Source organism: Terasakiella sp. 4MB5A (assembly GCF_050058155.1).
Lineage (GTDB): Bacteria > Pseudomonadota > Alphaproteobacteria > Rhodospirillales > Terasakiellaceae > Terasakiella > Terasakiella halodenitrificans.
The window spans coordinates 1,472,289-1,499,057 of the sequence record NZ_CP188815.1; the positions used below are offsets into that span (position 1 = coordinate 1,472,289).

At 47.8% G+C, this 26,769-nt stretch carries 23 protein-coding genes; 20 read left to right on the forward strand and 3 right to left on the reverse strand.

What is annotated here, in order from left to right; genetic code table 11:
* Nucleotides 1–11: 11 nt before the first annotated feature.
* The 5 genes from ACI0FF_RS06795 (at nt 12) to ACI0FF_RS06815 (ending at nt 6,040) form a co-directional block, all read left to right on the forward strand.
* The gene (locus tag ACI0FF_RS06795; RefSeq protein ID WP_419799359.1) at nt 12–1,241 is read left to right on the forward strand and encodes a CaiB/BaiF CoA transferase family protein; all 1,230 of its coding nucleotides are present in this window, start codon (nt 12–14) and stop codon (nt 1,239–1,241) included.
* A 360-nt stretch (nt 1,242–1,601) separates the two neighbouring features.
* Nucleotides 1,602–2,705 carry an ABC transporter ATP-binding protein gene (locus tag ACI0FF_RS06800; protein WP_419799360.1) on the forward strand — a complete coding sequence of 368 codons (1,104 nt, stop codon included), beginning with the start codon at nt 1,602–1,604 and terminating at the stop codon, nt 2,703–2,705.
* A gap of 90 nt (nt 2,706–2,795) precedes the next feature.
* A complete protein-coding gene (locus ACI0FF_RS06805; protein ID WP_419799361.1) occupies nt 2,796–3,842 on the forward strand; it encodes an ABC transporter substrate-binding protein in 1,047 nt (348 codons plus the stop codon).
* Between the two features lie 91 nt (nt 3,843–3,933).
* The gene (locus tag ACI0FF_RS06810) at nt 3,934–5,208 is read left to right on the forward strand and encodes an ABC transporter permease (RefSeq protein WP_419799362.1); all 1,275 of its coding nucleotides are present in this window, start codon (nt 3,934–3,936) and stop codon (nt 5,206–5,208) included.
* 7 nt (nt 5,209–5,215) lie between these two features.
* A complete protein-coding gene (locus tag ACI0FF_RS06815) occupies nt 5,216–6,040 on the forward strand; it encodes an ABC transporter permease (RefSeq protein WP_419799363.1) in 825 nt (274 codons plus the stop codon).
* A 19-nt stretch (nt 6,041–6,059) separates the two neighbouring features.
* Here ACI0FF_RS06815 and ACI0FF_RS06820 read toward each other — a convergent pair whose 3' ends face one another.
* Nucleotides 6,060–6,611 (reverse strand): cupin domain-containing protein, encoded by a 552-nt coding sequence (locus ACI0FF_RS06820; RefSeq protein ID WP_188662021.1) that lies wholly within the window; start codon nt 6,609–6,611, stop codon nt 6,060–6,062.
* A 202-nt stretch (nt 6,612–6,813) separates the two neighbouring features.
* Between ACI0FF_RS06820 and ACI0FF_RS06825 the strand changes: the two genes are divergently transcribed.
* Together ACI0FF_RS06825 and gabT are read left to right on the forward strand one after the other, a co-directional pair.
* Entirely contained in the window at nt 6,814–8,280 is a 1,467-nt protein-coding gene (locus ACI0FF_RS06825; protein WP_419799364.1) for an NAD-dependent succinate-semialdehyde dehydrogenase, read from the forward strand.
* Between the two features lie 28 nt (nt 8,281–8,308).
* Nucleotides 8,309–9,592: a 4-aminobutyrate--2-oxoglutarate transaminase gene (gene gabT / locus ACI0FF_RS06830; RefSeq protein ID WP_419799365.1), complete on the forward strand. Its 1,284-nt coding sequence runs from the start codon at nt 8,309–8,311 to the stop codon at nt 9,590–9,592.
* A 76-nt stretch (nt 9,593–9,668) separates the two neighbouring features.
* Here the strand turns inward: gabT and ACI0FF_RS06835 are convergent, their stop codons facing one another.
* Nucleotides 9,669–10,949, reverse strand: coding sequence for a mechanosensitive ion channel family protein (locus tag ACI0FF_RS06835; RefSeq protein ID WP_419799366.1), 1,281 nt, complete (start codon nt 10,947–10,949; stop codon nt 9,669–9,671).
* Nucleotides 10,950–11,258: 309 nt separating this feature from the next.
* On the opposite strand from ACI0FF_RS06835, the gene ACI0FF_RS06840 reads away from it, so the two are divergent.
* Nucleotides 11,259–12,815 carry a hypothetical protein gene (locus ACI0FF_RS06840; RefSeq protein WP_419799367.1) on the forward strand — a complete coding sequence of 519 codons (1,557 nt, stop codon included), beginning with the start codon at nt 11,259–11,261 and terminating at the stop codon, nt 12,813–12,815.
* Here the strand turns inward: ACI0FF_RS06840 and ACI0FF_RS06845 are convergent.
* Complete coding sequence (locus tag ACI0FF_RS06845) at nt 12,803–13,384, reverse strand: tetratricopeptide repeat protein (protein WP_419799368.1); 582 nt, start codon at nt 13,382–13,384, stop codon at nt 12,803–12,805. The genes ACI0FF_RS06840 and ACI0FF_RS06845 overlap by 13 nt on opposite strands.
* Nucleotides 13,385–13,786: 402 nt before the next feature.
* Here ACI0FF_RS06845 and ACI0FF_RS06850 point away from each other — a divergent pair, with 402 nt between their 5' ends.
* The 12 genes from ACI0FF_RS06850 (at nt 13,787) to ACI0FF_RS06905 (ending at nt 26,640) form a co-directional block, all read left to right on the forward strand.
* Nucleotides 13,787–14,086, forward strand: coding sequence for an SCP2 sterol-binding domain-containing protein (locus ACI0FF_RS06850; protein WP_419799369.1), 300 nt, complete (start codon nt 13,787–13,789; stop codon nt 14,084–14,086).
* A 12-nt stretch (nt 14,087–14,098) separates the two neighbouring features.
* Nucleotides 14,099–14,686 (forward strand): DUF6134 family protein, encoded by a 588-nt coding sequence (locus ACI0FF_RS06855; RefSeq protein ID WP_419799370.1) that lies wholly within the window; start codon nt 14,099–14,101, stop codon nt 14,684–14,686.
* Nucleotides 14,687–14,817: 131 nt separating this feature from the next.
* Nucleotides 14,818–16,086 carry an OmpP1/FadL family transporter gene (locus tag ACI0FF_RS06860; protein WP_419799371.1) on the forward strand — a complete coding sequence of 423 codons (1,269 nt, stop codon included), beginning with the start codon at nt 14,818–14,820 and terminating at the stop codon, nt 16,084–16,086.
* 105 nt (nt 16,087–16,191) lie between these two features.
* A complete protein-coding gene (locus ACI0FF_RS06865; protein ID WP_419799372.1) occupies nt 16,192–17,811 on the forward strand; it encodes a long-chain-fatty-acid--CoA ligase in 1,620 nt (539 codons plus the stop codon).
* Nucleotides 17,812–17,932: 121 nt separating this feature from the next.
* A complete protein-coding gene (locus ACI0FF_RS06870) occupies nt 17,933–18,322 on the forward strand; it encodes a MerR family transcriptional regulator (RefSeq protein ID WP_188661445.1) in 390 nt (129 codons plus the stop codon).
* 100 nt (nt 18,323–18,422) lie between these two features.
* Entirely contained in the window at nt 18,423–19,547 is a 1,125-nt protein-coding gene (locus ACI0FF_RS06875; RefSeq protein ID WP_188661447.1) for a thiolase family protein, read from the forward strand.
* On the forward strand, nt 19,547–21,874 hold the full coding sequence (locus tag ACI0FF_RS06880; protein ID WP_419799373.1) for a 3-hydroxyacyl-CoA dehydrogenase/enoyl-CoA hydratase family protein: 2,328 nt from the start codon (nt 19,547–19,549) through the stop codon (nt 21,872–21,874). The genes ACI0FF_RS06875 and ACI0FF_RS06880 overlap by 1 nt, the downstream gene beginning before the upstream one ends.
* Nucleotides 21,875–21,878: 4 nt before the next feature.
* A complete protein-coding gene (locus tag ACI0FF_RS06885; RefSeq protein ID WP_419799374.1) occupies nt 21,879–23,663 on the forward strand; it encodes an acyl-CoA dehydrogenase C-terminal domain-containing protein in 1,785 nt (594 codons plus the stop codon).
* Between the two features lie 23 nt (nt 23,664–23,686).
* Nucleotides 23,687–24,226: a thioesterase family protein gene (locus ACI0FF_RS06890; RefSeq protein WP_419799375.1), complete on the forward strand. Its 540-nt coding sequence runs from the start codon at nt 23,687–23,689 to the stop codon at nt 24,224–24,226.
* A gap of 6 nt (nt 24,227–24,232) precedes the next feature.
* Nucleotides 24,233–25,051 (forward strand): SDR family oxidoreductase, encoded by an 819-nt coding sequence (locus ACI0FF_RS06895; RefSeq protein ID WP_419799376.1) that lies wholly within the window; start codon nt 24,233–24,235, stop codon nt 25,049–25,051.
* A gap of 17 nt (nt 25,052–25,068) precedes the next feature.
* Entirely contained in the window at nt 25,069–25,863 is a 795-nt protein-coding gene (locus ACI0FF_RS06900) for an enoyl-CoA hydratase/isomerase family protein (RefSeq protein ID WP_419799377.1), read from the forward strand.
* A 27-nt stretch (nt 25,864–25,890) separates the two neighbouring features.
* Nucleotides 25,891–26,640, forward strand: coding sequence for an electron transfer flavoprotein subunit beta/FixA family protein (locus tag ACI0FF_RS06905; protein ID WP_419799378.1), 750 nt, complete (start codon nt 25,891–25,893; stop codon nt 26,638–26,640).
* Nucleotides 26,641–26,769: the final 129 nt, after the last annotated feature.

A 26,769-nucleotide genomic window follows, 5' to 3' on the forward strand; every position in this document is an offset into this window, starting at 1 on the left:
AGAGAGCTTAGATGAGCGGACCACTTTCACATATTCGCGTCCTTGATCTGTCTCGTATTCTGGCTGGCCCTTGGGCCAGTCAGACGCTGGGCGATTTGGGGGCAGAGATTATTAAAATCGAACGCCCGCAAGTCGGGGATGATACCCGTCAGTGGGGGCCGCCTTATATTAAGGATGAAGACGGCAACGATACCCGCGATGCGGCTTATTATATGTCGGCAAATCGCAATAAGCGTTCTGTCGCCATTGATATGGCAGCACCGGACGGGCAAGCCCTGATCCGTGATTTGGTTGCGCATTGTGATGTGGTGATTGAAAACTTCAAAGTCGGTGGTCTGAAGAAATACGGCCTCGATTATGACAGTCTTAAAAAAATAAAGCCCGATCTGGTTTATTGTTCAATTACCGGGTTTGGGCAAACGGGTCCGTATGCCAATCGGGCCGGTTATGATTTTCTAATTCAGGGTATGGGCGGTTTGATGAGTGTCACCGGCCAACCTGGCAATGGGCCTGAGGCTGGCCCGGTAAAAGTCGGCGTGGCTTTGTCCGACGTAATGACCGGGCTTTATGCTGTCATTGGTGTGCAAGCAGCGCTTGCACACCGTGATCGCACTGGTGAAGGTCAACACGTCGATCTTGCGTTGCTGGATGTTCAGGTTGCAACCCTTGCCAATCAGGCGATGAATTATCTTGCCAGTGGTAATGCACCTGGTTTGATGGGGAACGCACATCCCAATATTGTACCATATCAGGCATTCGCGACATTGGATGGCCATATGATTTTGGCTGTTGGAAATGACAATCAGTTTGCCAAGTTTTGTAAAGTGGCTAGCATGCCTGAATTGGCGGAAGATGAACGGTTTACCACGAATGCGTCCCGGGTTAAGCACCGGGAAGAGTTGGTGCCGATATTGCGCGAGCGTATCATAAAGAATGAATTGGACTGGTGGATTTCACAATTGGAAACAGCCCATGTGCCGTGTGGCCCGATTAATACGATTGATCGTGTTTTTGCCGACCCTCAGGTGCAAGCCCGTGAAATGAAGGTGGAACTGGATCATCCGATTGCCGGGAAAGTGCCGAGTGTCGGGTCCCCGTTGAAGTTTTCAAGCAGTCCTGTAGAGTATCGTAATGCACCACCGGTTTTGGCGGCAGATACCAAAGACGTGCTGGAAAGCGTTCTATCGTTAAGCGAGGATGATATTGCTAAGCTAGTAGAGCGAGGAATCGTTCAACAATAGACTTGTCAGGGTAGGCGCAAGGCGCAAGAATTCATAAAAAGGAAATGCGGGGATGGGTGTCTCTGTATTGTTTTTTTATTCAAGGAGCGCGCAAAAGTGGGCTTTGAATGATCAAAATGCAGGCTTTTATAGAATATTAAGCAGGCAAAGGCGATGGTCTTTGCCTGTTTTTTGTGCAGTAAAAAAAATGCACAAAAAATATGACATTTTTAAGAATTGTGTATTGAAATAATAAACGTTCTGTGTTCTGATTTACAAAATGATTAAACGGGAAGTGGAAGCCTTTTCACTTAATAAAAACAATATAACAGAAAAGGCGCTGCTTTTGAGGATAAATCCGATTAAGGGGTACGTTGAGTAATGACGGCAAGCGCGAATGATCCATTGGTTCGTTTTGTAAATGTGCAAAAGACCTATGATGGTGAAAATCTGGTTGTAAAGAACCTGAACCTAGATGTTGAGCGTGGCGAGTTTTTAACGCTGCTGGGGCCAAGTGGATCGGGTAAGAGTACCTGTTTGATGATGCTTGCAGGCTTTGAAACGCCGACGCATGGGGACATTTTGCTGCAAGGCAATGCCATTAACAATGTACCACCACATAAGCGTGATATCGGGGTTGTTTTTCAGAACTACGCCCTGTTCCCGCATATGAGTGTTGTGGAAAATGTGGCTTTTCCCCTGACTGTTCGCAAAATGAATAAAACGGATGCCAAGGCAAAGGCACAACGTGCGTTGGACATGGTGCAATTGGGTGGATTTGCAGAACGTCGCCCCGGGCAGCTTTCTGGTGGGCAACAGCAACGTGTTGCGTTGGCACGTTCTTTGGTTTTTGAACCGCAACTGGTTTTAATGGACGAACCACTCGGTGCTTTGGATAAAAAGCTGCGTGAGCAAATGCAGATCGAGATCAAGCATATCCATGAAAATCTTGGTGTGACGATGGTGTTTGTGACACATGATCAGGATGAAGCTTTGACCATGTCTGATCGTGTTGCGGTTTTCAATGACGGGATTATTCAACAGATTGATGACCCTGCGACGCTTTATGAGCGTCCGCAAAATAGTTTTGTCGCCAATTTTATTGGTGAAACAAACACTTTGTGTGGCGAGATTATTTCTTCTGATAATCAAGCCTGTGCGGTGCAACTCCCCAATGGCGTTAAGATTACAGCGCAAAATGTCGCTGGGCATGGGGCCGGGGTGAAAACGGCTGTTTCCTTACGTCCGGAACGGGTTCAATTAAATGATGTAAAGCCTGATTTCACGAATGTATTTGAAGCAACTGTGATTGAGACGATCTATCACGGAAACCATGTTCGTGTTGCCCTTGATGTCGGGGGGCAAAAAGATTTTCGCGCTATGGTGCGAGCCGGAAACATCCATGCGGATTTGAATCCGGGGCATAAGCTCTATGTGGGCTTTTCAGCTGATGACTGTCGGGCGCTAGACCCCGCATCAGCTTAATTTGGGAAGGTGGAGCGGTCTAGGGCCTTTGTTTTGAGTGACCGTATTCACCCTTTAATCACCCTGTCAAATGAAGAGAAAGGGAACTTCATGTCTGTTAAAAAAATGCTTTCTGTTACGATTGCTGCCGGTGCACTTGTTGCCGGTCTGTCCGTAAATGCACAAGCGCGTGACCTGACTGTTGTCGGTTGGGGCGGTGCTTCACAGGAAGTCCACCGTAATGTTTATTTCGATCCGTTTTCCAAAAAATCCGGCGTTGCTTTGACTGAAGACAGCTATAATGGTGGTCTGGCAAAGATCAAGGCTATGGTTGATACAAATTCCGTAACTTGGGATGCATTACTGGTCGAAGCACCGGAGCTGTTGCGCGGTTGTGAGAACGGTCTGTTCGAACCGATGGCATGGGATACAATCGGCAAAAAAGATGACTTTATCGATGCAGCAGTCAGTGATTGTGGCGTTGGTTCTTACGTTTGGTCCATCGCGCTGGCGTATGATGGCGATGTTCTGAAAGACGGCCCGAAAAGCTGGGCAGATTTCTGGGACGTAAAGAAATTTGAAGGTAAGCGCGGCATGCGTAAAGGTGCCAAGTTTAATTTGGAAATTGCTTTGATGGCCGATGGCGTTGCGCCAGCTGACGTTTATGAAGTTTTGGGAACACCGGAAGGTCAAAAACGTGCATTTGCAAAACTGGATGCGTTAAAAGAACATATCCAGTGGTGGGAAGCCGGTGCACAGCCGCCGGAATGGTTGGCTTCTGGTGATGTTGTGATGACTACGGCCTATAATGGTCGTATCACGAACGCCAACAAAGAAGGCAAAAACTTCCAGATTTCTTGGGATGGTCAAATCTATGCGGTTGATAGTTGGGCTGTTGTCAAAGGGTCTGAAAACAAGGATAAAGCCTTTGATTTTGTTGCCTTTGCATCAGCGAAAGACAACCAAGCGAAGTTCCCGGAAGGTATCCCTTACGGTGTGACCAACAAAGGCGCGATTGCAGCGTTGCCTGCAGCCCTTGGCAATCAGTTGCCGACGGCTGAAGCCAACCTGAAAAACGCTTTGGCAAACGATACAGAGTTCTGGATTGATTTTGAAGACGAACTCAACGAACGTTTCAATTCCTGGGCTGCGAAATAAGCACCCAGTGGGGAAGAGGGAGGGGGTCCTCCCTCTTTTCATCTTTTTTGATTGAGCCAAATTGTCCACCCTAACGAAGCGGTAAAGAACAATGGATCAGGCATCTGCCTTAACAGCATCGCAATCGGATGTTTTGCCTCAGGAGGAAAACGGTATTCCTCTTAAGGTAAAGCTCAGACGCGCTGAGCGTATGAAGAAAATTCGTGCAATGGCGCTTATTGCACCTTTGTTTATTTTCACCATGCTCATTTTCGCCATTCCGATCGGTATCATGCTTGTGCGTTCTATCGATAACCCGGAAGTCGTTTCTTATCTGCCCAATACTAAGGTTGAGTTGGATAAATGGTCGGGTGAAGGTATGCCGCCACAAACGTTGACGGCAATTTTTGCAACAGATTTGGTTCGGGCCTATCATGACAAGACGGCCGCCACGGTTGGCAAACGTTTGAATTATGATGTCTCAGGTATGCGATCCCTAATTATGCGCACGGCGCGTAAATTTAAAACTCACGTTCCTGTTGATGCGACGCTGGATACATTTGTCAAAGTGGATAAGCGTTGGGAACAGGAAAAATACTGGAATGCCTTGAAACGGGCATCGGGTTCTCTGACGCCGTTTTACCTGCTGAGCGCGGTTGATAAAAAAATTGATGACAAGGGCGAGATTGCAAATGTCCCTGAAGATCAGGCGATTTATGTAAATATCTTCTGGCGAACCATCTGGATTGCTGGGGTGGTTACGGTTATCAGCTTGTTACTTGGATTTCCGATTGCCTATCTGTTGGCGAACACGTCTTCCAAGGTCTCTAATACATTAATGTTCTGTGTGTTGTTGCCGTTCTGGACATCATTGTTGGTACGCACAAGTGCATGGGTCGTTCTGCTGCAAAAAAACGGGATCGTAAACAGCTCACTTATGAATTTGGGGCTGATTGATGAACCGTTGACATTGCTGTTTGCTAGACCGGGGGTTTATATCGGGTTTATCCACTTGCTGCTGCCCTTTGTGATTTTGCCGCTTTACAGTGTGATGAAATCCATTTCACCGGCTTATATGCGTGCGGCTGAAAGCCTTGGGGCGCATCCGGTTGTTGCGTTTGTTCGGGTTTATCTGCCGCAAACACTACCCGGCATCGGGGCAGGTGGTGTCTTGGCCTTTATCTTGGCAATTGGTTACTACATTACGCCTGCCTTGATCGGTGGCCCACAAGACCAGATGCTCAGCTATTTCATTGCAAACCATGCTAACAGCACGTTGAACTGGGGTCTTGCCTCGGCGTTGGGGATGATCCTGCTGGGTTCAACATTGATACTCTTTACCATCTATAACCGATTGACCGGTGCGTCCGGCGTGAAAATGGGGTGATTTAATCATGCAGTTACAACCATACGCCACAACCGGCCAGAAAATCTGGCACTATACGTTCCTGACGATTGCCGGAGGAGGGCTGCTGTTTCTGGTCTTGCCCATTCTGGTCATTATTCCGCTGTCATTCAATTCGACCAGTTTCTTGAGCTATCCGCTCAGTGGGTTTTCCTTTCGCTGGTATGAAGAGGTCTTTACCTCTGACGTTTGGGTCAATGCCATTCAAAACAGCTTGATGATTGGTGCGGCTTCTGCCTTTTTTGCAACTGTGCTGGGGACGCTGGCGGCGATGGGCCTGACGCGAACCGATTTCAGGGGGAAAGGTGCGGTCAATGCGTTGTTGGTTTCACCGATGATCGTGCCGATTGTGATCTCTGCATTGGGGCTTTATTTCTTCTTTGCTGAGCTGGGATTGAATGCGACCTACACAGGGCTGATTTTGGCGCATACTGCCTTGGGTGCACCCTTTGTGGTGATCACTGTAACGGCAACCTTGCAAGGATTTGATAATAATATGATCCGTGCAGCTGCCAGTCTGGGGGCAAACCCGGTCACGGTTTTCTTCACAGTGGTTTTACCGTTGATCTTGCCGGGGGTTGTGTCCGGCGCGCTGTTTGCGTTTGCCACATCGTTTGACGAAGTTGTCGTGGTGCTGTTCAGCGCAGGGCCGGAACAACGCACATTGCCGCGCCAAATGTTTGACGGGATCAAGGAAAATATCACACCGGCAATTATGGCGGCTGCGACCTTGCTGATTGTGTTTGCCTTTGCCTTGTTGACGGTTTTGGAATATCTGCGTCGTCGTTCGGAAAAAATGAACGGTGTTTCCTAAGAAAAGGGAGCTCTGAAAATCAGATGTAAGGCGGTGTACAGGCGCTGATGACTTCACAAGGTTCATTGCTTGTATTGTGGAAACGGTGGGGGACGGTGCTGTCAAACAGATAGGATTCCCCTTTGCGCAAAACCCGTTTTTGATCGCCAACTGTCAGTTCGACACATCCGCTGATCACAATCCCGCCTTCGGTGGAATTATGGCGCAGCATGGTTTTGCCGGTATCGGCACCGGGTTCGTAGGTTTCGCAAAGAATTTGCAGGTTGTAGCGTTTGGCATCGCCGACTTGTAAGAAAGAAAGGTTCTTGCTGGTACTAAGCTCACGCAGTTCGTCAGGTTTGAAAAAGACTTTGTCGTTCGGGTGCGCTTCAGTGGCAAAAAAGTCGGATAAATCCATGGGAATACCTTCCAGGATTTTACGCAACATGGAGACGGAAGGGCTGTTTTGATTTTTTTCGATCAGGGAAATTGTCCCGTTTGTTACACCAGCGCGACGTGCTAATTCCCGTTGGGAAAGTTTGTGTTCGCTGCGTACTTGGCGCAAACGTTGCCCAAGGTCGAAATCATCCATAGCCTATTTTCTCCTGTTTAGTCTTTGACCTGTTAAACGGTAGTGTTTTGAACAAGTTGTTCGATTATAAAAGAAAAATAATAAACAAATAAAGCCTCTTGTTTAAAAAAATAAACGTGCTACTGTGATGTTTAATATTTAACTAATTTGTGTCTGTTTTGAGTAGAAAAAATAAACGACACACCTTGTTATGGAGTTGCAAATGAAATTGGCGGATCAAGGTTTATTCAAAACCGATGGCTATATTGATGGTGCCTGGATACAGAGTGTTCAAGCGCAGACATTTGATGTTTTAAACCCGGCAACCGGGGACAAACTGGCGAGTGTTGCCGATATGGGGGCTGAGGAAACACGTCAGGCCATTGAAGCCGCAGATCGCGCATTTGGTCCGTGGAAGTCGTTGATCGCCAAAGAGCGTGCCAATATCCTGCGTAAATGGTTCAACCTGATTTTGGAAAACCAGGAAGATCTCGCTCAACTTATGACGGCAGAACAAGGTAAACCCTTGGCTGAAGCCCGTGGCGAAGTGATTTATGGGGCGTCATTTATAGAATGGTTTGCCGAAGAAGGTAAACGGATGTACGGCGATGTGATCCCGTCTCATGGTGCAGACAAACGCATCACGGTTTTAAAACAACCGATCGGCGTTGTTGCTGCCATTACACCATGGAACTTTCCCAATGCGATGATTACACGCAAGGTGGCGCCGGCTTTGGCGGCAGGGTGTACTGTTGTTGTAAAACCGGGCGAAGATACACCGCTTTCTGCACTGGCGTTGGCAGAATTGGCTGAACGTGCCGGAATTCCCAAAGGGGTCTTTAACGTTGTGACAGGCTGTAAAGCCAACGCAGCGGCAATCGGTGGGGAAATGACGTCCAACCCGATTGTGAAAAAGTTGTCTTTCACGGGCTCTACACCAGTTGGCAAGTTGTTGATGAAACAATGCGCAGATCAGGTCAAGAAGGTTTCGTTGGAATTGGGTGGTAATGCACCGTTCATCGTCTTTGATGACGCCGATCTGGATGCGGCTGTTGCCGGGGCGATGGCGTCCAAATATCGCAATGCAGGCCAAACCTGTGTTTGTGCAAACCGCCTTTATGTTCAGGCCGGTGTTTATGATGCCTTTGCTGCCAAATTGGCAGAAGCTGTTGAAAAAATGCAGGTCGGAAACGGTGTGGAGACTGGCGTGACCCAAGGTCCGTTGATTAATGAGGCAGCGGTCGCAAAGGTGGAAGGGCTGGTTCAGGATGCACAGGAAAAAGGGGCCACGATTGTAACCGGGGGCGCACGTCATGCCTTGGGTGGAACATTCTTCCAACCAACCATTTTGACAGGCGTTACAGGCGATATGCGTATTGCCAGTGAAGAGATTTTCGGCCCTGTGGCACCGCTTTATAAATTTGAAAGCGAAGAAGAAGTTATTCGCGCTGCAAACGATACACCTTATGGACTTGCCGCTTATTTTTATGCCCGTGATATCGGGCGAGTTTGGCGTGTTTCCGAAGGTTTGGAATATGGCATTGTCGGGATCAACGAAGGCATTATCTCAACCGAAGCAGCACCATTTGGCGGTGTGAAGGAATCCGGTATCGGTCGGGAAGGGTCCAAATACGGTCTCGATGATTTTATCGAAGTTAAATACCTGTGTCTCGGCGGGATTGACCGCTGATCTTTGGGAATGGAAAGGAAATAAAAATATGTCTCTCTCATCTGATTTGAAAGATCGTCGCCTCAAGGCTATCCCGCAAGGGGTCGGCAATTTGACCTCTATTTTCACACAACGTGCAGATAACGCAGAACTGTGGGATGTAGAAGGGAAACGCTATGTCGATTTTGCCAGCGGGATTGCTGTGTTGAATACAGGTCATTGTAACCCAAAGGTCATGGCGGCTGCCAAAGAACAGATGGACCGTTTTACCCATACCTGTTTCCACGTTGCCATGTATGACAAGTATGTCGAGTTGGCAGAAAAATTAAATGAAATTACACCGGGCGATCATGCCAAAAAATCCATGTTGGTTTCAACGGGTGCAGAAGCCGTGGAAAACGCAATTAAAATTGCGCGTTCTTATACAGGGCGTCCGGGGGTTATCGCGTTTAATGGTGCATTTCACGGTCGTACTTTGTTGGGCATGGGCTTGACCGGTAAGGTGACACCTTACAAAAAAGGTTTTGCACCGTTCCCGACAGAACTTTATCACGCACCGTTCCCGGGTGGGTATCGTGGTTGCGATATTGAAGAAGCTATCGCGGGTCTGGAAGAATTGTTCCGTTCCGATATTGACCCTGGTCGTGTCGCGGCTTTCATTATTGAACCAGTTCAGGGCGAAGGCGGTTTCAATCCGGTTCCGGCAGAATTTATGCAGGCTTTGCGTAAAATTGCCGATGAGCATGGTATTTTGCTGATCTGTGATGAAATTCAGACAGGCTTTGCTCGTACAGGCAAGATGTTTGCCACAGAATATGCGGGTATTATCCCAGATATGATGACCTTGGCAAAAAGTCTGGCAGGTGGTTTCCCGTTGTCTGCGGTTGTTGGTCGTGCCGATGTGATGGATGCGGTTCACCCCGGTGGCCTCGGTGGTACCTATGCGGGCTTCCCGCCGGCATGTGCAGCGGCGTTGGCTGCGATTGAGGTTATCGAGGAAGAAAAACTGTGCGAACGTGCCGTGGCTCTTGGTGATAAAATTCAAGGTCGTTTCAAGGCAATGGCAGAAGGCAAGTTCGATTGCATTGGTGATGTGCGTGGTTTGGGCGCAATGGTCGCCATGGAGCTGGTCAAAGACCGTACGGCAAAAACACCGGACGCCGATCTAACCAAAGCCCTGTTGGCAGAAGCGGAAAAACGCGGTTTGATCCTGCTGTCCTGCGGGACATACGGCAACGTGGTTCGCGTTCTTGTTCCCTTGACAGTCAGCGATGCGATCTTGGAAGAAGGATTGAATATTTTAGAAGAATCTTTGGTAGCAGCCCTCTCCTAGAAACTCCCGTGCTGCTATAACTTGCCTGCAACGGACCACCCGTTGCAGGCATTTTTTTGTTTAAAGACAGGGGATGTTATTCAGCCCGCGTCGGGATATTTTCCAACGCCTGTATGCCAAAACCAATCTTTTGCAAATCCCGACCACTGGGTTGTTGATAAGCTTGCAAGCCGAACTCGGGTAGAACGGCATAAAGGTGGTCGAAAATATCGGACTGGATATCTTCGTAAGAGGCCCATGCAGTTGTGTTGCTGAAACAATAAATCTCCAACGGTAAACCGTCCGGTCCCGGTGCCAGTTGGCGGACCAGCATGGTCATGTCGTTTCTGATTTTATCATGACTTTCCAAATAGCGCAGAACATAGGCCCGAAAAGTGCCGACATTGGTCAGGCGGCGGGTGTTGACCGGATCGTGATTGTTTTCCCCGAGTTTTGCGTTCCATTGTCTGAGTTCTTTGTCTTTGTTATCCAGATAATCAGATAGTAAAGTGAATTTCCTTAGGTGATCTTTTTCATCCTCTTTCAGGAAATGAATGCTGTTTTGATCCAGATGTAAGGCCCGCTTGATGCGTCGTCCACCGGACTCCTGCATACCGCGCCAGTTTTTAAACGGTTCACTGACAAGGCGGCGTGTGGGTAAGGTGGTAATGGTTTTATCCCAGTTTTGGACTTTGACCGTATGCAAAGCGACATCAATCACATTGCCATCGGCGCGCAGTTCGGGCATTTCAATCCAATCGCCGACGCGTACCATATCACTGGACGAGATTTGAACGCTGGCAACCAAGGATAGCAAGGTATCCTGAAAGACTAACATCAAAACAGCGGCCATGGCACCCAAACCAGACAGAAGGATCAAGGGTGACTTGTCGATCAGGGCCGCAACAATAAGAATGGCGGCAATCACGTAAATGGCGATCTTGATGACCTGCAAATAGCCTTTGATTGGTTTGTTTGCAGCATCGGGGCGACGTTGATAAAGCGCGTTGGCGACGACCAAAGCCTCCCCCAGTGCCAAGGCGATGGTCAAGATAATAAAGGCAGAGGCCACATTGCGCACAATGATATTAAGCTGATCGGGGATATCAGGGATCAAGGAAATCCCCATGATGACAATCAGGGCAGGCACCACATTGGCCAGTCGGGCAATGACATTATGTTCCATAATATCGCGGTCATGCCCGTATTTGGTCAGGCTCAAAATCTTAAAGATGACCCGTAGCAACAGGCGCTTGACGACAAAATTGGCAAAGGTTGCAAGGACCGTCAAAAAAACCAAGGCCGCAAAATTAGCGACATAATGGTTTTCACGGTAAAGCTGGACGAGTTGGTCGATAGATGTCGTGATATGTTCCATAGTGACTCTTGTACGAGATCAGATAATATATTTCAACTTTAACAGGGATATACCCTGATTATGACATAAGCTGATCAAATCATAAAAGAAAGCCCCTAAAGGGAGAGGAGCCTTTAAGAAAGAATAATTTAACATTGTTCACTTTTTGTTCTTGACTTTTGAGGTGGATTTAGTTTAATAATGGTTCAGTCAACGGGAGAAGTGCGACCAAAGCATTTCTCCCGTTTTCTATTTGTTGCCCAGCCATGTCTCGATCAATTCGAGGCATGGCTTTTTTTATGCCTTCAGATAACCACGTGAGGATATATGATGTTTGAATTTCTAAATGATTTTGCCGATTTCTTTTCCGTCGGCGATGGTTATACACCAAATAGCCCTGCGACATCGCCAGATGCGATCAATACCGATAATGCACTTTCCAGTTTAGGATATTTTGGTCAAAACGGAGAAAGTGAATTTGCTTTACCCAGTCGGGTTAAAGCGTTTCAGGACACGAATGGCTTAAAGCCGGATGGTGTGATCAATGCGGGTGGGCCAACGGAAAAAGCAATATCGGATGCCTTGAAACAAAGGACGCAAAGCTCACCCCCTTCGCCAAAAAACTCTGCTGACTCTTTGCCATCACATGTGACGGTAAAACAGACAGGTGATCAATCGTTTCAGGCGAGCGCTTCCTTTGCGGAAAAACCTAAAATCACCCCGGAAACAGGATTGGTAGACGCATCTGAAAAGACACCGAAGTTGCCGAAAATATCGAAGGCCCAGACTGATAAAATGTGGGCGCAGGTTGCCGAAAACCAAAAGGCCCAAACAACACAAAATGCTTTACAAAATTTATTAAATCATCCGCTTTATCAAAAGAAAGACAAGGCTTATTTAAAACATGTACAGGGGGAGTTCAAACGTGCGTATCCTGGGGAGGTGCAATATGACACGAGCGGGCAAATGCGACCGATTAAACCCGTGATCAAACCGCAGGAGGTTCGGGCATTTAATCAGCCCAAGGCAGTGGATGCGAATAAGTGGGAAGAAAATAACCCGGAACGGACATGGGATCCACAAAGCGAACAGCGTGATCGGGAAGAATATAGACGTAAAAATCCAGAGCCCCCAGTTCCGAATTTGTCATTTCAGGAGATGCAAAACCTTTTGGAACAGGATGCAGATGCTTTTAATCGGTTACCTCAAGCAGATCGTGCGGCCTATCATGCCTATATGAAAAAAATACATATCAACCGCCGCCCCGACCAGAAACCGCATGACCGCGCCGAAGTGACGCGCAATGCCATCGTTGCCGGGCGTGAAGGCGGGGCAGGCTCCTATGTTGGGGAAGCCGTCACTCAACCGTTTTTAGAGGCCGGTGCACAAGTGGGGGTAGGGCTTGACCTTTTGATGGGGAACGAGCCGGATTACGAGGCCTTTGAAAAAAGAATGAAAGAAATCCGCGACCGGATCCCGGCAGGGTATCAAGGGGCAGAAGGTATTCGATCGACACAAAAGATCGGGAAAGGCCTTGTAAAGGCCGGGTCCTTTTTACCGCCGCTGGCCCCTGTTGCCTCCCTTCAATCTGCGGGAGAAACGGCAAGCCAGCTTGCCAAGGCAGGGGTGTCATTAAAAGGACAACGCATTGGCGCCGCCCTTACCGGGCTGACCAGTATGTTTGGTAAAGGCGTAACGAAAGGCGGATTAAAGAAGGTCAATGAAATGCTGGTTAAACGCTTTGGAACGGATCTGAAAAAAATGACCCCGCAACAGCTTCAGATGATCGGTGATACGGCCCTGAATGAGGCATGGTCGATTGGCCCGAAGGGGATTGTGGAGAGGGCTTATGAACGTGATGATATGGAGAGAGATTATTCACAATAATTTGTCTGTTTTTTCAACATGATATTCATGGTGTAAACGCAAGCAATCTGTCTAAATGTCGGTTCGGGGCCAATATAGTCGTAACCCATTTCCCACATGGAAACGAGGGCATAAATACTGCCTGAATCAACGGCTTTTTGGCCCCATTCTTTTGAGAGATCTTGATTTGTGTCTGCATAAAACATCATAAGAGCAATTTGTGAAGGTTTATGGCCTTTATGGGCTGCCTTTGTAAGCCATTCTAATTGCTTTTTTACACTACGTTTGCGGCCGCCATCTACTTCGAAACATCTAGCAAAATTATATTTTGCACTAAGAAAATCCTTATTGGCGGCTTTTTCATACCAGTCACATGCGATTTTTCTATTGTGGGGATAAGCTTTTCCCCAACTATAGAGTAAACCGATTGCATTCATTGCGTTCGCGTCGCCTTTTTCTGCCAGAGCAAGAAAAATGGATTTTGCTTTTTCATAATCCCCGTCATCATAGGCCGCATATCCGTCCTCGACACTTTGTGCAAACACGGGGCTAACAAGCAGCAGGCTGAACAAAAACAAAACGATTTTCATAAACGATCCCTTAACGCGTGGTTCTCAAGTCACTATGACAGGCTTTGAGCCGTTTTTCATGAGAAAATCTGTTTGACTGGATTAAAGAAGGTCAATGAAATGCTGGTTAAACGCTTTGGAATATCGGCTACGTAAATAAAAAATAGTTATACTATTCTGAAGAGGGACGTGTCTTTCTTTGTTCAGTTTACCACTTAAGATTCTTGTTTGTATATGTCTTAATAAGGTGCATTGAGAGTGATTTTGATGTCTCATTCTGGTTTTGAGTAACAGATTTTACCTATTAATAATAATGCCTTAAATAAACTTATGAAAAAAAATAAATACCTATAGATATTTTTGTTTACCTATACGTAATCTTGATCTATTAATGGTCAAAATAAAATAATATGGGAGGCTTTGATGTCTTTAGATAATGTCAAAGAACAAATGTCGCAAATGCTAGGTGAGCTTGAGGCGCTAAACGCGACTGTAAAGTTTGACTGCAAAGAAGATGGGATCATTTTTCTGGATGCTACTCAGGAGCCCGCGCAACTGAGTGAAGAAGACGATTTTGCGGATTGCACAATTCGAATTTCGACTAAAAATCTTGAAAAATTAATCGCAGGTAAACTGGATCCGATGCTGGCCTATACAATGGGCAAGTTGAAAATCAAGGGATCTATGGGAACTGCGTTAAAGTTGACCAATCTTCTAAATTAGGCAGTTGTGGACGTGAAGAAAATTAAGGTTTCATTATGGGCGCTTTGTGCGCTCGTTGTGTCGAACGCGGCATCGGCTGCGACGACACTTGAGTATGCCATCTTGAAAGAAGGCGAGCCCATCGGCAAGGAAGTTGTTGTTATCAATGACAGCGACAAAGGTGTGAATGTCGATGTGGTGACAAAAACCAATGTTAAAATGCTTTTTCTGGAATTTAATTACGAGCATCAGCGTCGGGAAGTCTGGGAAAATGGTGAATTGGTTTCCATGCATGCACGTACTAACGATGACGGAACGCATCACGAATATAGTGTGAGCCGTCAAGCGGATGGTTTGCAGGTGTTGTATGAGGGCAAGAATAAGAATTTTGATGCAAAAGCGCTGCCGCTGTCTTTGTGGAGTAAGGCGGCGTTGTATCGAAATGTACTGTTTAGTGTGATTGATGCAGAGCCGTTTAAAACGGAAACGGTAGCACTGGACGAGAACCATTTTAAAATTGACGGTGATATCACGCGGGAATTGTGGTTTGCCGATGATGGCTACCTGCAAAAGGCAGCTTTCAAACGTAAGGGCTTTTTAATCGAGTTGTTGCGTAAGTAGATACAAGCAAGGGAAGCGGGAACTTCCTTGTTTGTTAATCATGTTGAGGCTTTGGATTGTTTAAGCTGAATATAAAGCAGTCGGCAAAAGATCGACGACAATCTGAATGAGAAGTTCTATTGGGAGGCAAGATGCCAAAATTATCTACATGCCATTTCATGGCAACCTTTGCAGCAGCTGCTGCGTTAATGGCTGGCGCACAGCACGTTCATGCTGCGGGTTTTCAGTTGAAAGAACAAAGTGCGGAAGGGCAGGGCAACTCTTTTGCGGGTTCCACCGCCAAAGCGTATGACGCGAGTACAATTTTCTACAACCCTGCGGGGATGGCACGTTTGGAAGGTCATCAGTTTCAGGCAAATGCCTCGTTGATTATGCCTTCTGCAGAATATAAGCATGAATCGTCTACCCGAACTGCGGGTGGTACGCTTTTTAACGATACGAATGACAATGGCGGTGTTTCTGCCGTGGTTCCATCCCTTTATGGTGTCTATGAAATAAACGATAAACTAAAGGTTGGCGTTAGTGTTAATACACCTTTCGGTCTGTCCACTGATTATAAAGAGGACTGGATTGGTGCGCAGTACAACATTCTGAGTAAAATCGAAACAATTACAACGACACCGACAATCTCTTATCGAATTTCTCCCCAGTTGTCTTTTGGTGTGGGCTTGCAAATTCAGTATCTTGGCGGGGAATTGACACGAAAAGCCAACCCCATTATCGGTGGTGATGTGGAATTGAAGGCCGACGATATGGGGGTTGGTGCGACCTTTGGTGTGTTGTACGAATATAATGATCATAGCCGTATCGGTTTGAGCTATCGTTCGCGAGTTAATCATACATTGGATGGTCATGTTCGAATTTCCAATGCAACGAACCCCGCAGCCAATACATATTACCGCGCTAAAGCTGATTTAACGACGCCGGATATTGTTTCCTTTGGCTGGTATCATGAATTGGATGAGAAGTGGGCGGTGATGTCCGATATCACGTGGACGAACTGGTCGGTTTTCAAAGAATTGCGCGTGCAGGATAAAGTCGGCACACGGGCAGATTCCGTAACAACCTATGAATGGGACGACACGATGTTCTATTCACTGGGTGTTAACTACAAATATGATGACCAATGGAAATTCCAAACTGGGATTGCTTATGATGAAGGGGCTGCAAATAACGAGCACCGCACAGCCGGCATCCCTGATTCTGATCGTTACTGGTTATCTGTCGGTACAGAATATAAAATGAGCGACAGTGTAACGTGGAACCTTGGTTATTCCCATTTGTGGGGATCTGATGGCAAAGTTAATGAAGATTCCAAAGCAACTGGCGGAAGTAGCTTTGTCGGTACGTTTGAAAGTAATGTAGATATCGTCACTGCAGGTGTGAACATTTCGTTCTAGGTGAGACTGTCTCCATCGGCTGTTGAGTTGATGGAGACTTTTTTTGCTTTTTAAGTGACGTAATGGTAACTATAATAACTGAAAAGTAATTTGGAGGCCGATCTGATGGATAAAACCGTCATTGATTATTTCGACAAAGCCGTCGAACGTTTTGCGGAACGCCCGTGTGTGGATTTCCTGGATAAGAAATATACATATGGCGAAATCGGCGCACTTGTTGATCGTGCTGCAAAAGGGTTTCAGCAACTGGGCGTTAAAAAAGGGACAAAGGTTGGCTTGTGTTTGCCAAACTCGCCTTATTTTATCGTTTGCTACTACGCTATATTGAAGGTTGGCGGCACGGTGGTCAACTTTAATCCGCTTTATGCCGAGCGAGAATTGGAATATCAAATTGAAGATTCCAACACCGAAATTATGGTGACGCTGGATTTGAAGCAAATTTATCCGAAAATCGAGAAATGCCTCGAAAAAACCAGCCTGCAGCGTATTGTCGTTTGTTCAATGGCAGATATTTTACCATCGGTAAAGAGTGTTCTGTTTAATGTTTTGAAACGCTCGGAAGTTGTCGATTTTAAACGAGATCCGGCACATCTGTCCTTCACACGTCTGACAAATACGGATGGGAAGTATAAGCCTGTCAAAATCATGATGGAAGAACTTGCCGTTCTACAATATACCGGCGGAACAACGGGCCAGCCCAAAGGGGCTATGCTGACACACCGAAATATTGGTGCTAATACCTATCAGCTTCGTCATTCTATGCCGGCGATGAATGAAGGGCATGAAAAAATGTTAGGCGTTTTGCCTTTCTTCCATGTCTTTGCCATGACAGTGGTGATGAATGTCGGTATCTCGATTGGTGCGGAACTTATTTTATTACCGCGTTTTGATTTGCAACTGCTTCTAAAAACGGTTCATAAAAAACGTTGTACGTTATTTCCCGGTGTTCCGACCATTTATACGGCGATTAATGGCGCGCCTAATCTGTCCAAAATTGATTTGTCCTGCATGAAGTTCTGTATCTCCGGTGGCGCACCTTTGCCGGTAGAGGTAAAAGCAGAATTTGAACGATTGTCCGGTTGTGTGCTTGTTGAAGGTTACGGCCTGACGGAAAGTTCCCCTGTTGCAACTGTGAACCCACATGATGGAGAGATCAAAGCCGGTTCAATCGGCTTGCCACTTCCGGGAACCAAAGTGACGATCCATGACCCGGACAATCATCTGCATGAATTGCCGCAAGGTGAAAAAGGCGAAATCGTCATCGAAGGCCCGCAGGTTATGGCAGGGTATTGGCAACGCCCCGAAGCCACACAAGATACGATCCGTAATGGTCAACTATACACAGGTGATATCGGTTACATCGACGAACAAGGGTACATCTTCCTTGTGGATCGCATTAAAGATGTTCTTATGTGTTCCGGCTATAACGTTTATCCACGCATGATTGAAGAAGCGCTTTATCTTCATGAAGGTGTGGCGGAATGTATCGTCATCGGTGTAGATGATGAATATCGTGGTCAAGCGCCGAAAGCCTTTGTCAAGCTTGCAGAAGGTTATTCCAACCTGACACCGCAGGATTTGCGACTATTTCTGGATGATAAAATTTCACGTATTGAAATGCCGAAAGAGATCGTATTTCGTGAAGAGCTGCCTAAAACAATGGTTGGGAAGCTGTCCAAAAAAGAATTGGTGGAAGAAGAAGCTGCAAAGCGTCTATCCGCCTGATAATCAATATTTTCCTGTCTGCACAGTGGAGGTGAGAAAATAAAGACGATATTAAAAATTTAACTTGCAAGTGACGTATAGGTAATCTAAATTACGAAATAAGATTACTGAGGAGAGTTAGATGGTTGGAGATGAGTTTTATACGGTACCAGAACTGGCGAAGGAGCTGGGGATCACGCCGCGTGCAATTCGTTTTTACGAGACTAAGGAATTGCTTTCACCGCAGCGTGCCGGGACGACCCGTGTTTATACTCGTAAAGACCGCGCCCGTTTGATTTTGATTTTACGTGGAAAACGCTTGGGCTTCTCCCTCGCAGAAATTCGGGAGTTCCTTGATCTTTATGAGACTGATGTCGATCATGTCGAGCAAATTCTGATGCTGCGTAAAAAAGTACGCCACCGCATTGACGATCTGGAAGAACAACGCATTGAGCTTGAATCTGTCCTCGTTGAATTAAAGGATATTGAAAGTCAGTGTGACGAAGCCCTTCAGGAAAAAGAGGGTATTTAAGACTTAAAACGCCAAAAAAACAGGAGGCCACTGTGCGTGGTCTGTATTGGCATAACCAACAAGTTACGTATAGGTAATTTAAGAGACGGAGACGTAAATTATGAAGAACGTAGTCATCGCGGGTTATTCTCGCTCCCCATTCCATTTTGCAAATAAGGGAGCACTTGCAAAAGTCAGACCCGATGATTTGGCAGCTCAAGTCGTGCGCGACCTGATCAAAAAGACAGGGGTTAAAGGGGAAGATATCGAAGACCTGATTTGTGGTTGTTCTTTCCCGGAAGGCGAACAAGGTTTTAACTTGGCCCGTATTCTCGTGTTTTTAAGCGGTCTGCCGAATTCTGTCGGTGGTGTGACCGTCAACCGTTTCTGCGGTTCCAGTATGCAGTCTGTCCATCAGGCAGCAGGTGCCATCGCGATGGGTGCGGGCGAAGCCTTCATTTGCGCTGGTGTGGAAAGTATGACCCGTGTGCCGTTGATGGGTTTCAACCCGATGCCGAACCCACAGCTTTATAAAAGTAATCCGGGTGCTTTTATGGGCATGGGTGATACAGCCGAAGAAGTTGCAAAGCGTTATGAAATTTCACGCGATGCACAGGAAGAATTTGCCGTTGCCTCTCATGCGAAGATGGCAAAGGCACAGGCTGAAGGCCGTTTTGCAGACGAGATCGTTGCAATTAACGGTGTGGATACAGACGGTTGCGTACGTCCCGGTACAACGAAAGAAGATCTTGCAGGATTAAAACCGGCCTTTGATGCCAACGGTACAGTTACAGCAGGGACAAGTTCACCGTTGACTGACGGTGCCGCCGCTGTTTTGGTTTGTTCTGAAGAATATGCCAATGCAAATGGGATTGAACCGTTGGCCCGTATTAAGTCTGTTGCGGTTTCCGGTTGTGACCCGGAAGTGATGGGCATGGGCCCGGTTGGTTCCAGTCGCAAGGCATTGGAACGCGCAGGTCTGAGCGTTGATGACATTGATGTGGTTGAATTGAACGAGGCGTTCTCGTCTCAATCACTGGCTTGTATCCGTGAATTGGGCCTTGATCCGGCAAAAATCAATCTGGATGGCGGCGCGATTGCCTTGGGTCACCCGTTGGGTGCAACAGGTGCACGGATCGTTGGCAAGGTTGCTTCCGTTCTGAAACGTGAAGGCGGCAAATACGGTCTGGCAACACAATGTATCGGTGGCGGTCAAGGGATCGCAACAATCGTGGAGGCGATCTAATGAGCACCATCAACAAAGTCTGTGTGATCGGTGCCGGTGTAATGGGGGCAGGTATTGCCGCCCATTGCGCCAACGCCGGACACGACGTGCTGTTGCTGGATATTGTTCCCAACGGCGCAGAAAACCGTAACGTCATTGCCGAAGATGCGATCAAAAAACTGATCAAATCCAACCCGGCAGCCCTGACACACAAACGTAATGCCAAACGCATTACGCCGGGCAATATCGAAGATCATATGGATATGATTGGTGATTGTGACTGGATTGTGGAAGCGGTTATTGAACGCCTTGATATTAAGCAGGATCTTTATAAAAAGATCGATGCGGTTCGAAAAAGTGGGGCTATTGTATCGTCCAACACCTCGACAATTCCGTTGGACAATCTGGTGGTGGGCATGTCCGATGCCTTTGCTGCAGATTTCTGCATTACCCACTTTTTCAACCCGCCGCGCTATATGCGCTTGCTCGAAGTGGTCAAGGGTGAGAAAACCAGCCAAAGCGTCATTGATACGGTCAGCGATTTTTCTGATCGCAAGCTGGGTAAATCCATCGTTCATTGTAAAGATCGTCCCGGTTTTATTGCCAACCGTCTGGGTGTGTTCTGGATTTACTGCGCGGTTGTTGAAGCCTTGGATCAAGGTTTGAGCATTGAAGAAGCCGATGCCATTATCGGTCGCCCTTGTGGTATTCCGAAAACCGGCGTATTTGGCCTGATGGACCTTGTTGGTTTGGATTTGATGCCGCATGTCATTGATTCAATGGTCGGGTTGCTGCCTGCTGATGATCCGTTTGTAAAAATCAAACGTGATTTACCGTTGATCGAAAATATGATTGCCGATGGTTATACGGGGCGCAAAGGGAAAGGTGGTTTCTATCGCCTGAACCGTGAAGGCGGTAAGAAAGTCAAAGAAGGTATTGATCTGCAAACAGGTGAATATCGCCCGACAGTCAAAGCCCGTTTGTCCAGTGCCCGTACCAGTGTGCGTGACCTGCGCAAACTGGTGACGCACAAGGATAAAGGCGGTAACTACGCATGGCGTGTTCTGGCCCAAACATTGGCTTATGCCGCCATGTTGGTCCCGGAAGCTGCTGATGATGTGGCGGCAATTGATGAAGCTATGCGTCTTGGTTACAACTGGAAATTCGGTCCGTTTGAGCTGATGGACAAGCTGGGCACAGACTGGTTTGCTGAAAAATTGGCAGAAGACGGTTTTGAAGTTCCGGCAATTCTTAAAACAGCCAATGGTCGTCCGTTCTACCGTGTGGAAAATGCCAAGGTACAATACCTGACAACGGATGGTGATTATACCGATCTGGTCCGCCCGGAAGGTGTGATCATGCTGTCTGATATCAAACTGGCTTCACAGCCGGTTTTGAAAAACGGTTCAGCAGCCTTGTGGGATATCGGCGACGGCGTGGCTTGTTTTGAATTTACATCCAAGATGAATTCCATTGACCCTGACCTGATGGCTCTGCTTGGTAAATCCATCCGTGAAGTGAAAAAGAACTTCAAGGCGATGGTTGTTTATAACGAAGGGACGAATTTCTCCGTTGGGGCCAACCTCGGTCTTGCAATTTTTGCTGCCAATATCGCAGCTTGGAGCGAGATTGAAAATATGGTTGAAAACGGTCAGGACACGTATATGGCGCTGAAATATGCACCGTTCCCGGTTGTCTCTGCACCGTCCGGTATGGCACTTGGTGGCGGGTGTGAAATTCTGCTGCATAGTGATGCGGTTCAGGCCCATGTGGAAACCTATACAGGATTGGTCGAAGTTGGTGTCGGTCTGGTTCCGGCATGGGGTGGCACCAAAGAAATGGTCCACCGTTGGTCCAACAACCCGAAACATCCGCGTGGTGTTATGCCCGGACCGGGCAAGGCGTTTGAATTGATTTCAACCGCAGCCGTTGCGAAGTCTGCCGAAGAAGCCAAGGCCAATATGGTCTTGCGCGATACGGACGGCATTACCATGAACCGTTATCGCCTGTTGGCAGATGCCAAAGCCAAGGCATTGGAATTGGCGGTTGATTATCAGGCACCTGAAAAACCGACCTTCCGCCTGCCGGGTGAAAGTGCGCGTGTTGCCTTTGAAATGGCCGTGGACGGGTTCGTTCGCCAAGGTAAGGCAACCAAACATGACCGCGTGGTTTCTTTGGCGGTTGCTGATATCCTGACAGGTGGTGCAGAGGGTGACCCCACTGTGGAAATGTCGGAAGCTGACGTTCTGGAACTGGAACGCGAAAGCTTCATGAAAATGGTTCGCCATCCAGATACGCTGGCACGTGTCGAACATATGCTGTTAACCGGTAAACCGTTGAGGAACTAAGAATATGGCAACGTATAAAGCACCAATCCGCGACATGAAGTTCGTGCTCTATGAATTGCTGGAAGGCGATAAACTGTGCGAACTGCCGGGCTATGAAGAAGCAACCCGCGATCTGGTCGAACCCATTTTGGAAGAAGCGGCAAAGATTACCGAAGAAGTTCTCTTTCCGCTGAACCGATCAGGGGACGAGGAAGAATGTCAATGGAACGAAGGCAAGGTGAGCACACCGGCTGGTTTCAAAGACGCCTATACCTTGTTCCGCGAAGGTGGCTGGACGGCCATTGCGTGTGACCCCAATTATGGCGGCATGGGCATGCCCAAGATGGTCAACACGATGGTGGAAGAAATGATTTGTTCTGCCAATCTGTCTTTTGGCATGTATCCCGGTCTTTCTTTCGGCGCTTACACCGCGATGCACGGCTTTGCAACGGATGAACTGAAAGATACCTATCTACCCAAGTTGGTTGATGGGACGTGGTCGGGCACCATGTGTCTGACAGAACCGCATTGCGGGACCGATCTGGGTCTTTGCCGTACCAAGGCGGACCCGCAGGATGACGGGTCTTATCTGGTGACGGGGACGAAGATTTTCATCTCCGCCGGTGAACATGATATGACCGACAATATTATTCACTTGGTTCTGGCACGCACGCCAGATGCCCCCAAGGGGATCAAAGGGATCAGCCTGTTTGTGGTGCCGAAATATCTGCCGGATGCAGATGGCGAAGCCGGTGAATTTAACAATGTTTCCTGTGGTTCTATTGAACATAAAATGGGGATTAAGGCATCAGCAACTTGCGTGATGAATTTCGACAATGCCAAAGGTTGGCTGGTCGGGACCTTGAACAAAGGCATGCAGGGCATGTTCGCCATGATGAACCAGGAACGCCTTGCTGTTGGTATTCAGGGTCTTGGTTTGGGCGAAGCGTCTTATCAAGGGGCTGTGGAATATGCCAAAGAACGTTTGCAAGGTCGTTCGATTTCAGGCGTAAAACACCCTGATAAACCGGCAGATCCGATCATCGTTCACCCGGATGTGCGCCGTATGTTGATGACACAACGTGCCTATATGGAAGGTTGCCGTGCGTTTGGCGGCTGGGTGTCACAACAATTGGATATTTCACGTAAACATCCAGACGCTCAACGTCGCGAAGAAGCCGATGAATTTGTTCAGTTGATGACACCGATCGTCAAAGCCTTGTTCACCGATTTGGGCTATGAGGCCACAAATCACGGTATGCAGGTGTTCGGTGGTCACGGCTTTATTCGTGAGCATGGTATGGAACAATATGTGCGTGATTGCCGTATTGCCCAGATTTACGAAGGCACCAACGGCATTCAGGCCCTTGATCTCATTGGTCGTAAAATGCCGGACAAGGCAGGTCGCCTGCTGCGTCGTTTCTTCCATCCGGTTCAGGACTATATCGAACAAAACGTGATGGATGAGGAATTGGGCGAATTCGTTCAACCGTTAGCCAAAGCATTCGGTCGTTTGCAACAGGCAACAGGTCAATTGGCCCGTGTTGGCATGGGCAAGCCGGAAGAAGCCGCAGCCGGGGCGACAGAATACCTGCGTCTATTCGGTCTTGTCGGTTTGGCGTACATGTGGTGTCGCATGGTTGAAGTCGCCAAAGACAAACAAGACGGTGATGAAGGCGATTTCTATCGTGCCAAAATAACAACCGCGCGTTTCTTTATGCAGAAACTCCTGCCGCAATGCAGTTCTTTGTTCTCTTCTATCATGGCAGGCGGTTCCTCCATGATGGAACTGGATGAAGACTTGTTTTAAGGCATGAAGGCGACGAGGCTGCCATGAATATTCATTTACGAATGACCAAGGTATTTATGGCGGCCTTCTTGCGCCGCAAACCTTCGGTAAACGCGTTGGAACCTTTTACGGTAAGCATGCGTGTCTGGCCGATGGATTTGGACTTCAATCTGCATAAAAACAATGGACGGTATCTGTCCTGTATGGATATCGGGCGTATGGATCTGGCCTTTCGGGCCGGTCTACACCGCCCTATGTTCAAATACAAATGGATGCCGTTATTGGGAAGTTCGACCATCCGGTATTTCAAATCCTTAAGACCGTTTCAAAAATTCGATCTGGTGACACGCATTGCCGGGTGGGATGAAAAATGGGTCTTTATGGAACAGAAATTCATTTCAAAAGGACACGTCTATGCCGTTGGTACCGTTAAGGTTTTGTTTCGCGGTGCTGACGGAAATGTACCAACCAAAACCCTGATGCATTATGCAGGGATTAATGATGAAAGCCCGGTTCTGCCGCAGTGGATTGCCGACTGGCATACAGCGGATCAGGCCTTGGGCAAATATATTCCAAAACAGTGAGGAAACGTGGGAACTTTAAAAAATAAAACCCTCTTTATCTCCGGCGCCAGCCGTGGGATTGGGTTAGCCATTGCGAAAAAAGCGGCTCAGGATGGTGCCAATATCGTGATTGCCGCCAAAACGGCGGAAGAAAATCCGAAACTGCCGGGAACGATCTATTCCGCAGCCAAAGAAATTGAACAGGCGGGTGGCAAAGCCTTGCCGCTGGTGGTTGATATTCGTGACGAAGATCAGATCAAGGCTGCAGTCGATCAGGCGGTAGAAACATTTGGCGGGCTTGATATTTGTATCAATAACGCATCTGCCATCAGCTTGACGGGCACATTGCAAACCCCGATGAAGCGCTATGATTTGATGAACCAGGTCAATGCACGCGGGACTTTCGCGGTTTCCCAAGCCTGTTTGCCGCACCTGTTGAAGGCTGAAAACCCACATATCCTGAACCTGTCCCCACCGTTGAGCATGGAACCGAAATGGTTTGGCGGGCACACGGCCTATACCATTGCGAAATATGGCATGAGCATGTGTGTTCTTGGTATGGCGGCGGAATTTGCTGATCAAGGGGTTGCTGTAAACGCGTTGTGGCCGAAAACCGTAATTTATACAGCAGCCCTTGCCATGTTGGGCGATCAGGTCAAACCAGACTATTGCCGCACACCGGATATTGTGGCCGATTGCGCCCATATCATCCTGACACGTGATTCCAAAACTTGCACCGGGAATTTCTTCATTGATGAAGAGGTGCTGGCAGAAGAAGGCATTACGGATCTGGATCACTATGCGGTCAAACCGGGCAATCCGTTGTTGCCGGATTTGTTCCTCTAGGCAGGGAAGGCATGGGTATGTCCTATCAAACACTACAGTTTGGCGTGGAAAAGGGCGTGGCGAACATTATGTTTGCCCGCCCCGAACAGGCCAATACATTAACACCGGAACTGATTGACGAATTAAAAGACGTGGTTGCGCGATGTGATCAGGATGATGATATCCGCGCCGTTGTTCTATCCGCTGCACCAGGGCCGTTTTTCTGTGCAGGGGGCGATCTGGGTAAATTTTTGGAAGCTGGTGACAAGCTCTCTCATTTCATGGAAGAGATGCTGGAAGATTTCCATCCTACGATGGAATTACTGGCCCGCATGGATGCCCCGGTTGTCGCAGCCGTTGATGGTGTCACCGCCGGGATCGGGTTTTCTTTTGTTCTGTGTTCCAGTTTTTGTATCGTCAGTCCGAATGCGAATTTTACGATGGCTTATACGGGGGCGGGTCTGACACCGGATGGCGGGGCGAGTTTCTTTTTGCCCAAAATCGTTGGCTTGCGTCGTGCCGAAGAATTGATGATTACAAATCGCACGCTGAGTGCAGAGGAAGCCGTCGAATGGGGCATCGCCAACCAAGTGGTGCCACAAGATCAGTTGATGGCAAGCGCGCAAGGGTTAGCCTATAAGCTGGCAAATGGCCCGACAAAAGCGTTTGGAAACGTACGACGTTTGTTGATTGACAGCTTTAGTAATGATTTGAGCACACAGCTTCATCTAGAAGGCAAATCGATTGCCAAAATGGGCGGCTCAGCGGATGGGCAGGAAGGTATTCGTGCCTTTTTGGAAAAACGCACACCACGTTTCACCGGACGATTTTAAATTTAGGTTAGGGAAGGAGTAATCAAAGTGAAAGTCCTCGTCGCAGTAAAGCGCGTAATTGATTACAACGTGAAAATCCGTGTCAAATCGGACAACACGGGAGTAGAAACAGCGAACGTCAAAATGTCGATGAATCCGTTTGACGAAATCGCGGTTGAAGAAGCAATCCGTCTGAAAGAAGCAGGCAAGGCTGATGAAGTCGTTGTTGTTTCCATGGGCGAAAAGAAATGTCAGGAAACCATCCGTACCGCATTGGCGATGGGCGGGGACCGGGGCATTTTGGTCGAAACAGACGAAGATTTGCAACCCCTCGCCGTTGCCAAAATCCTCAAAGGCATTGTTGAAAAAGAAAACCCGGATATGATTATTCTGGGCAAACAGGCCATTGATGATGATAACGGTCAAACAGGTCAAATGCTGGCGGCTCTGTTAGGCTGGCCGCAAGGCACCTTTGCTTCCAAGGTTGAATTGGGCGATGACTCTGTCAACGTGACCCGCGAAGTGGACGGTGGTTTGCAAACGGTGAAGCTGTCTTTGCCAGCAATCGTAACATCGGATCTGCGTCTGAACGAACCGCGCTACGCCGCGCTGCCGAACATTATGAAAGCCAAGAAAAAGCCGCTGGATACTGTCAGTCCGGCTGACTTCGGTGTAGATGTGACGCCTCGCCTCAAAGTTCTCAAGGTTGAAGAACCTGCTGCACGCTCTGCCGGAATTAAGGTCGACAGCGTTGCGCAACTGGTGGATAAACTGAAAAACGAAGCGAAGGTGATCTAAAGGTCAGAGCCTCATAAATAGGCTTAGCTTTGGTTTACCAGAAAGGCAGGTAAGCCTAGGAAAAGCCTTGCAGGAAGTGCATTTCACTTTCAAGAGGCTTTGACGCTGGATCACCTGCCTTTCTGGCAA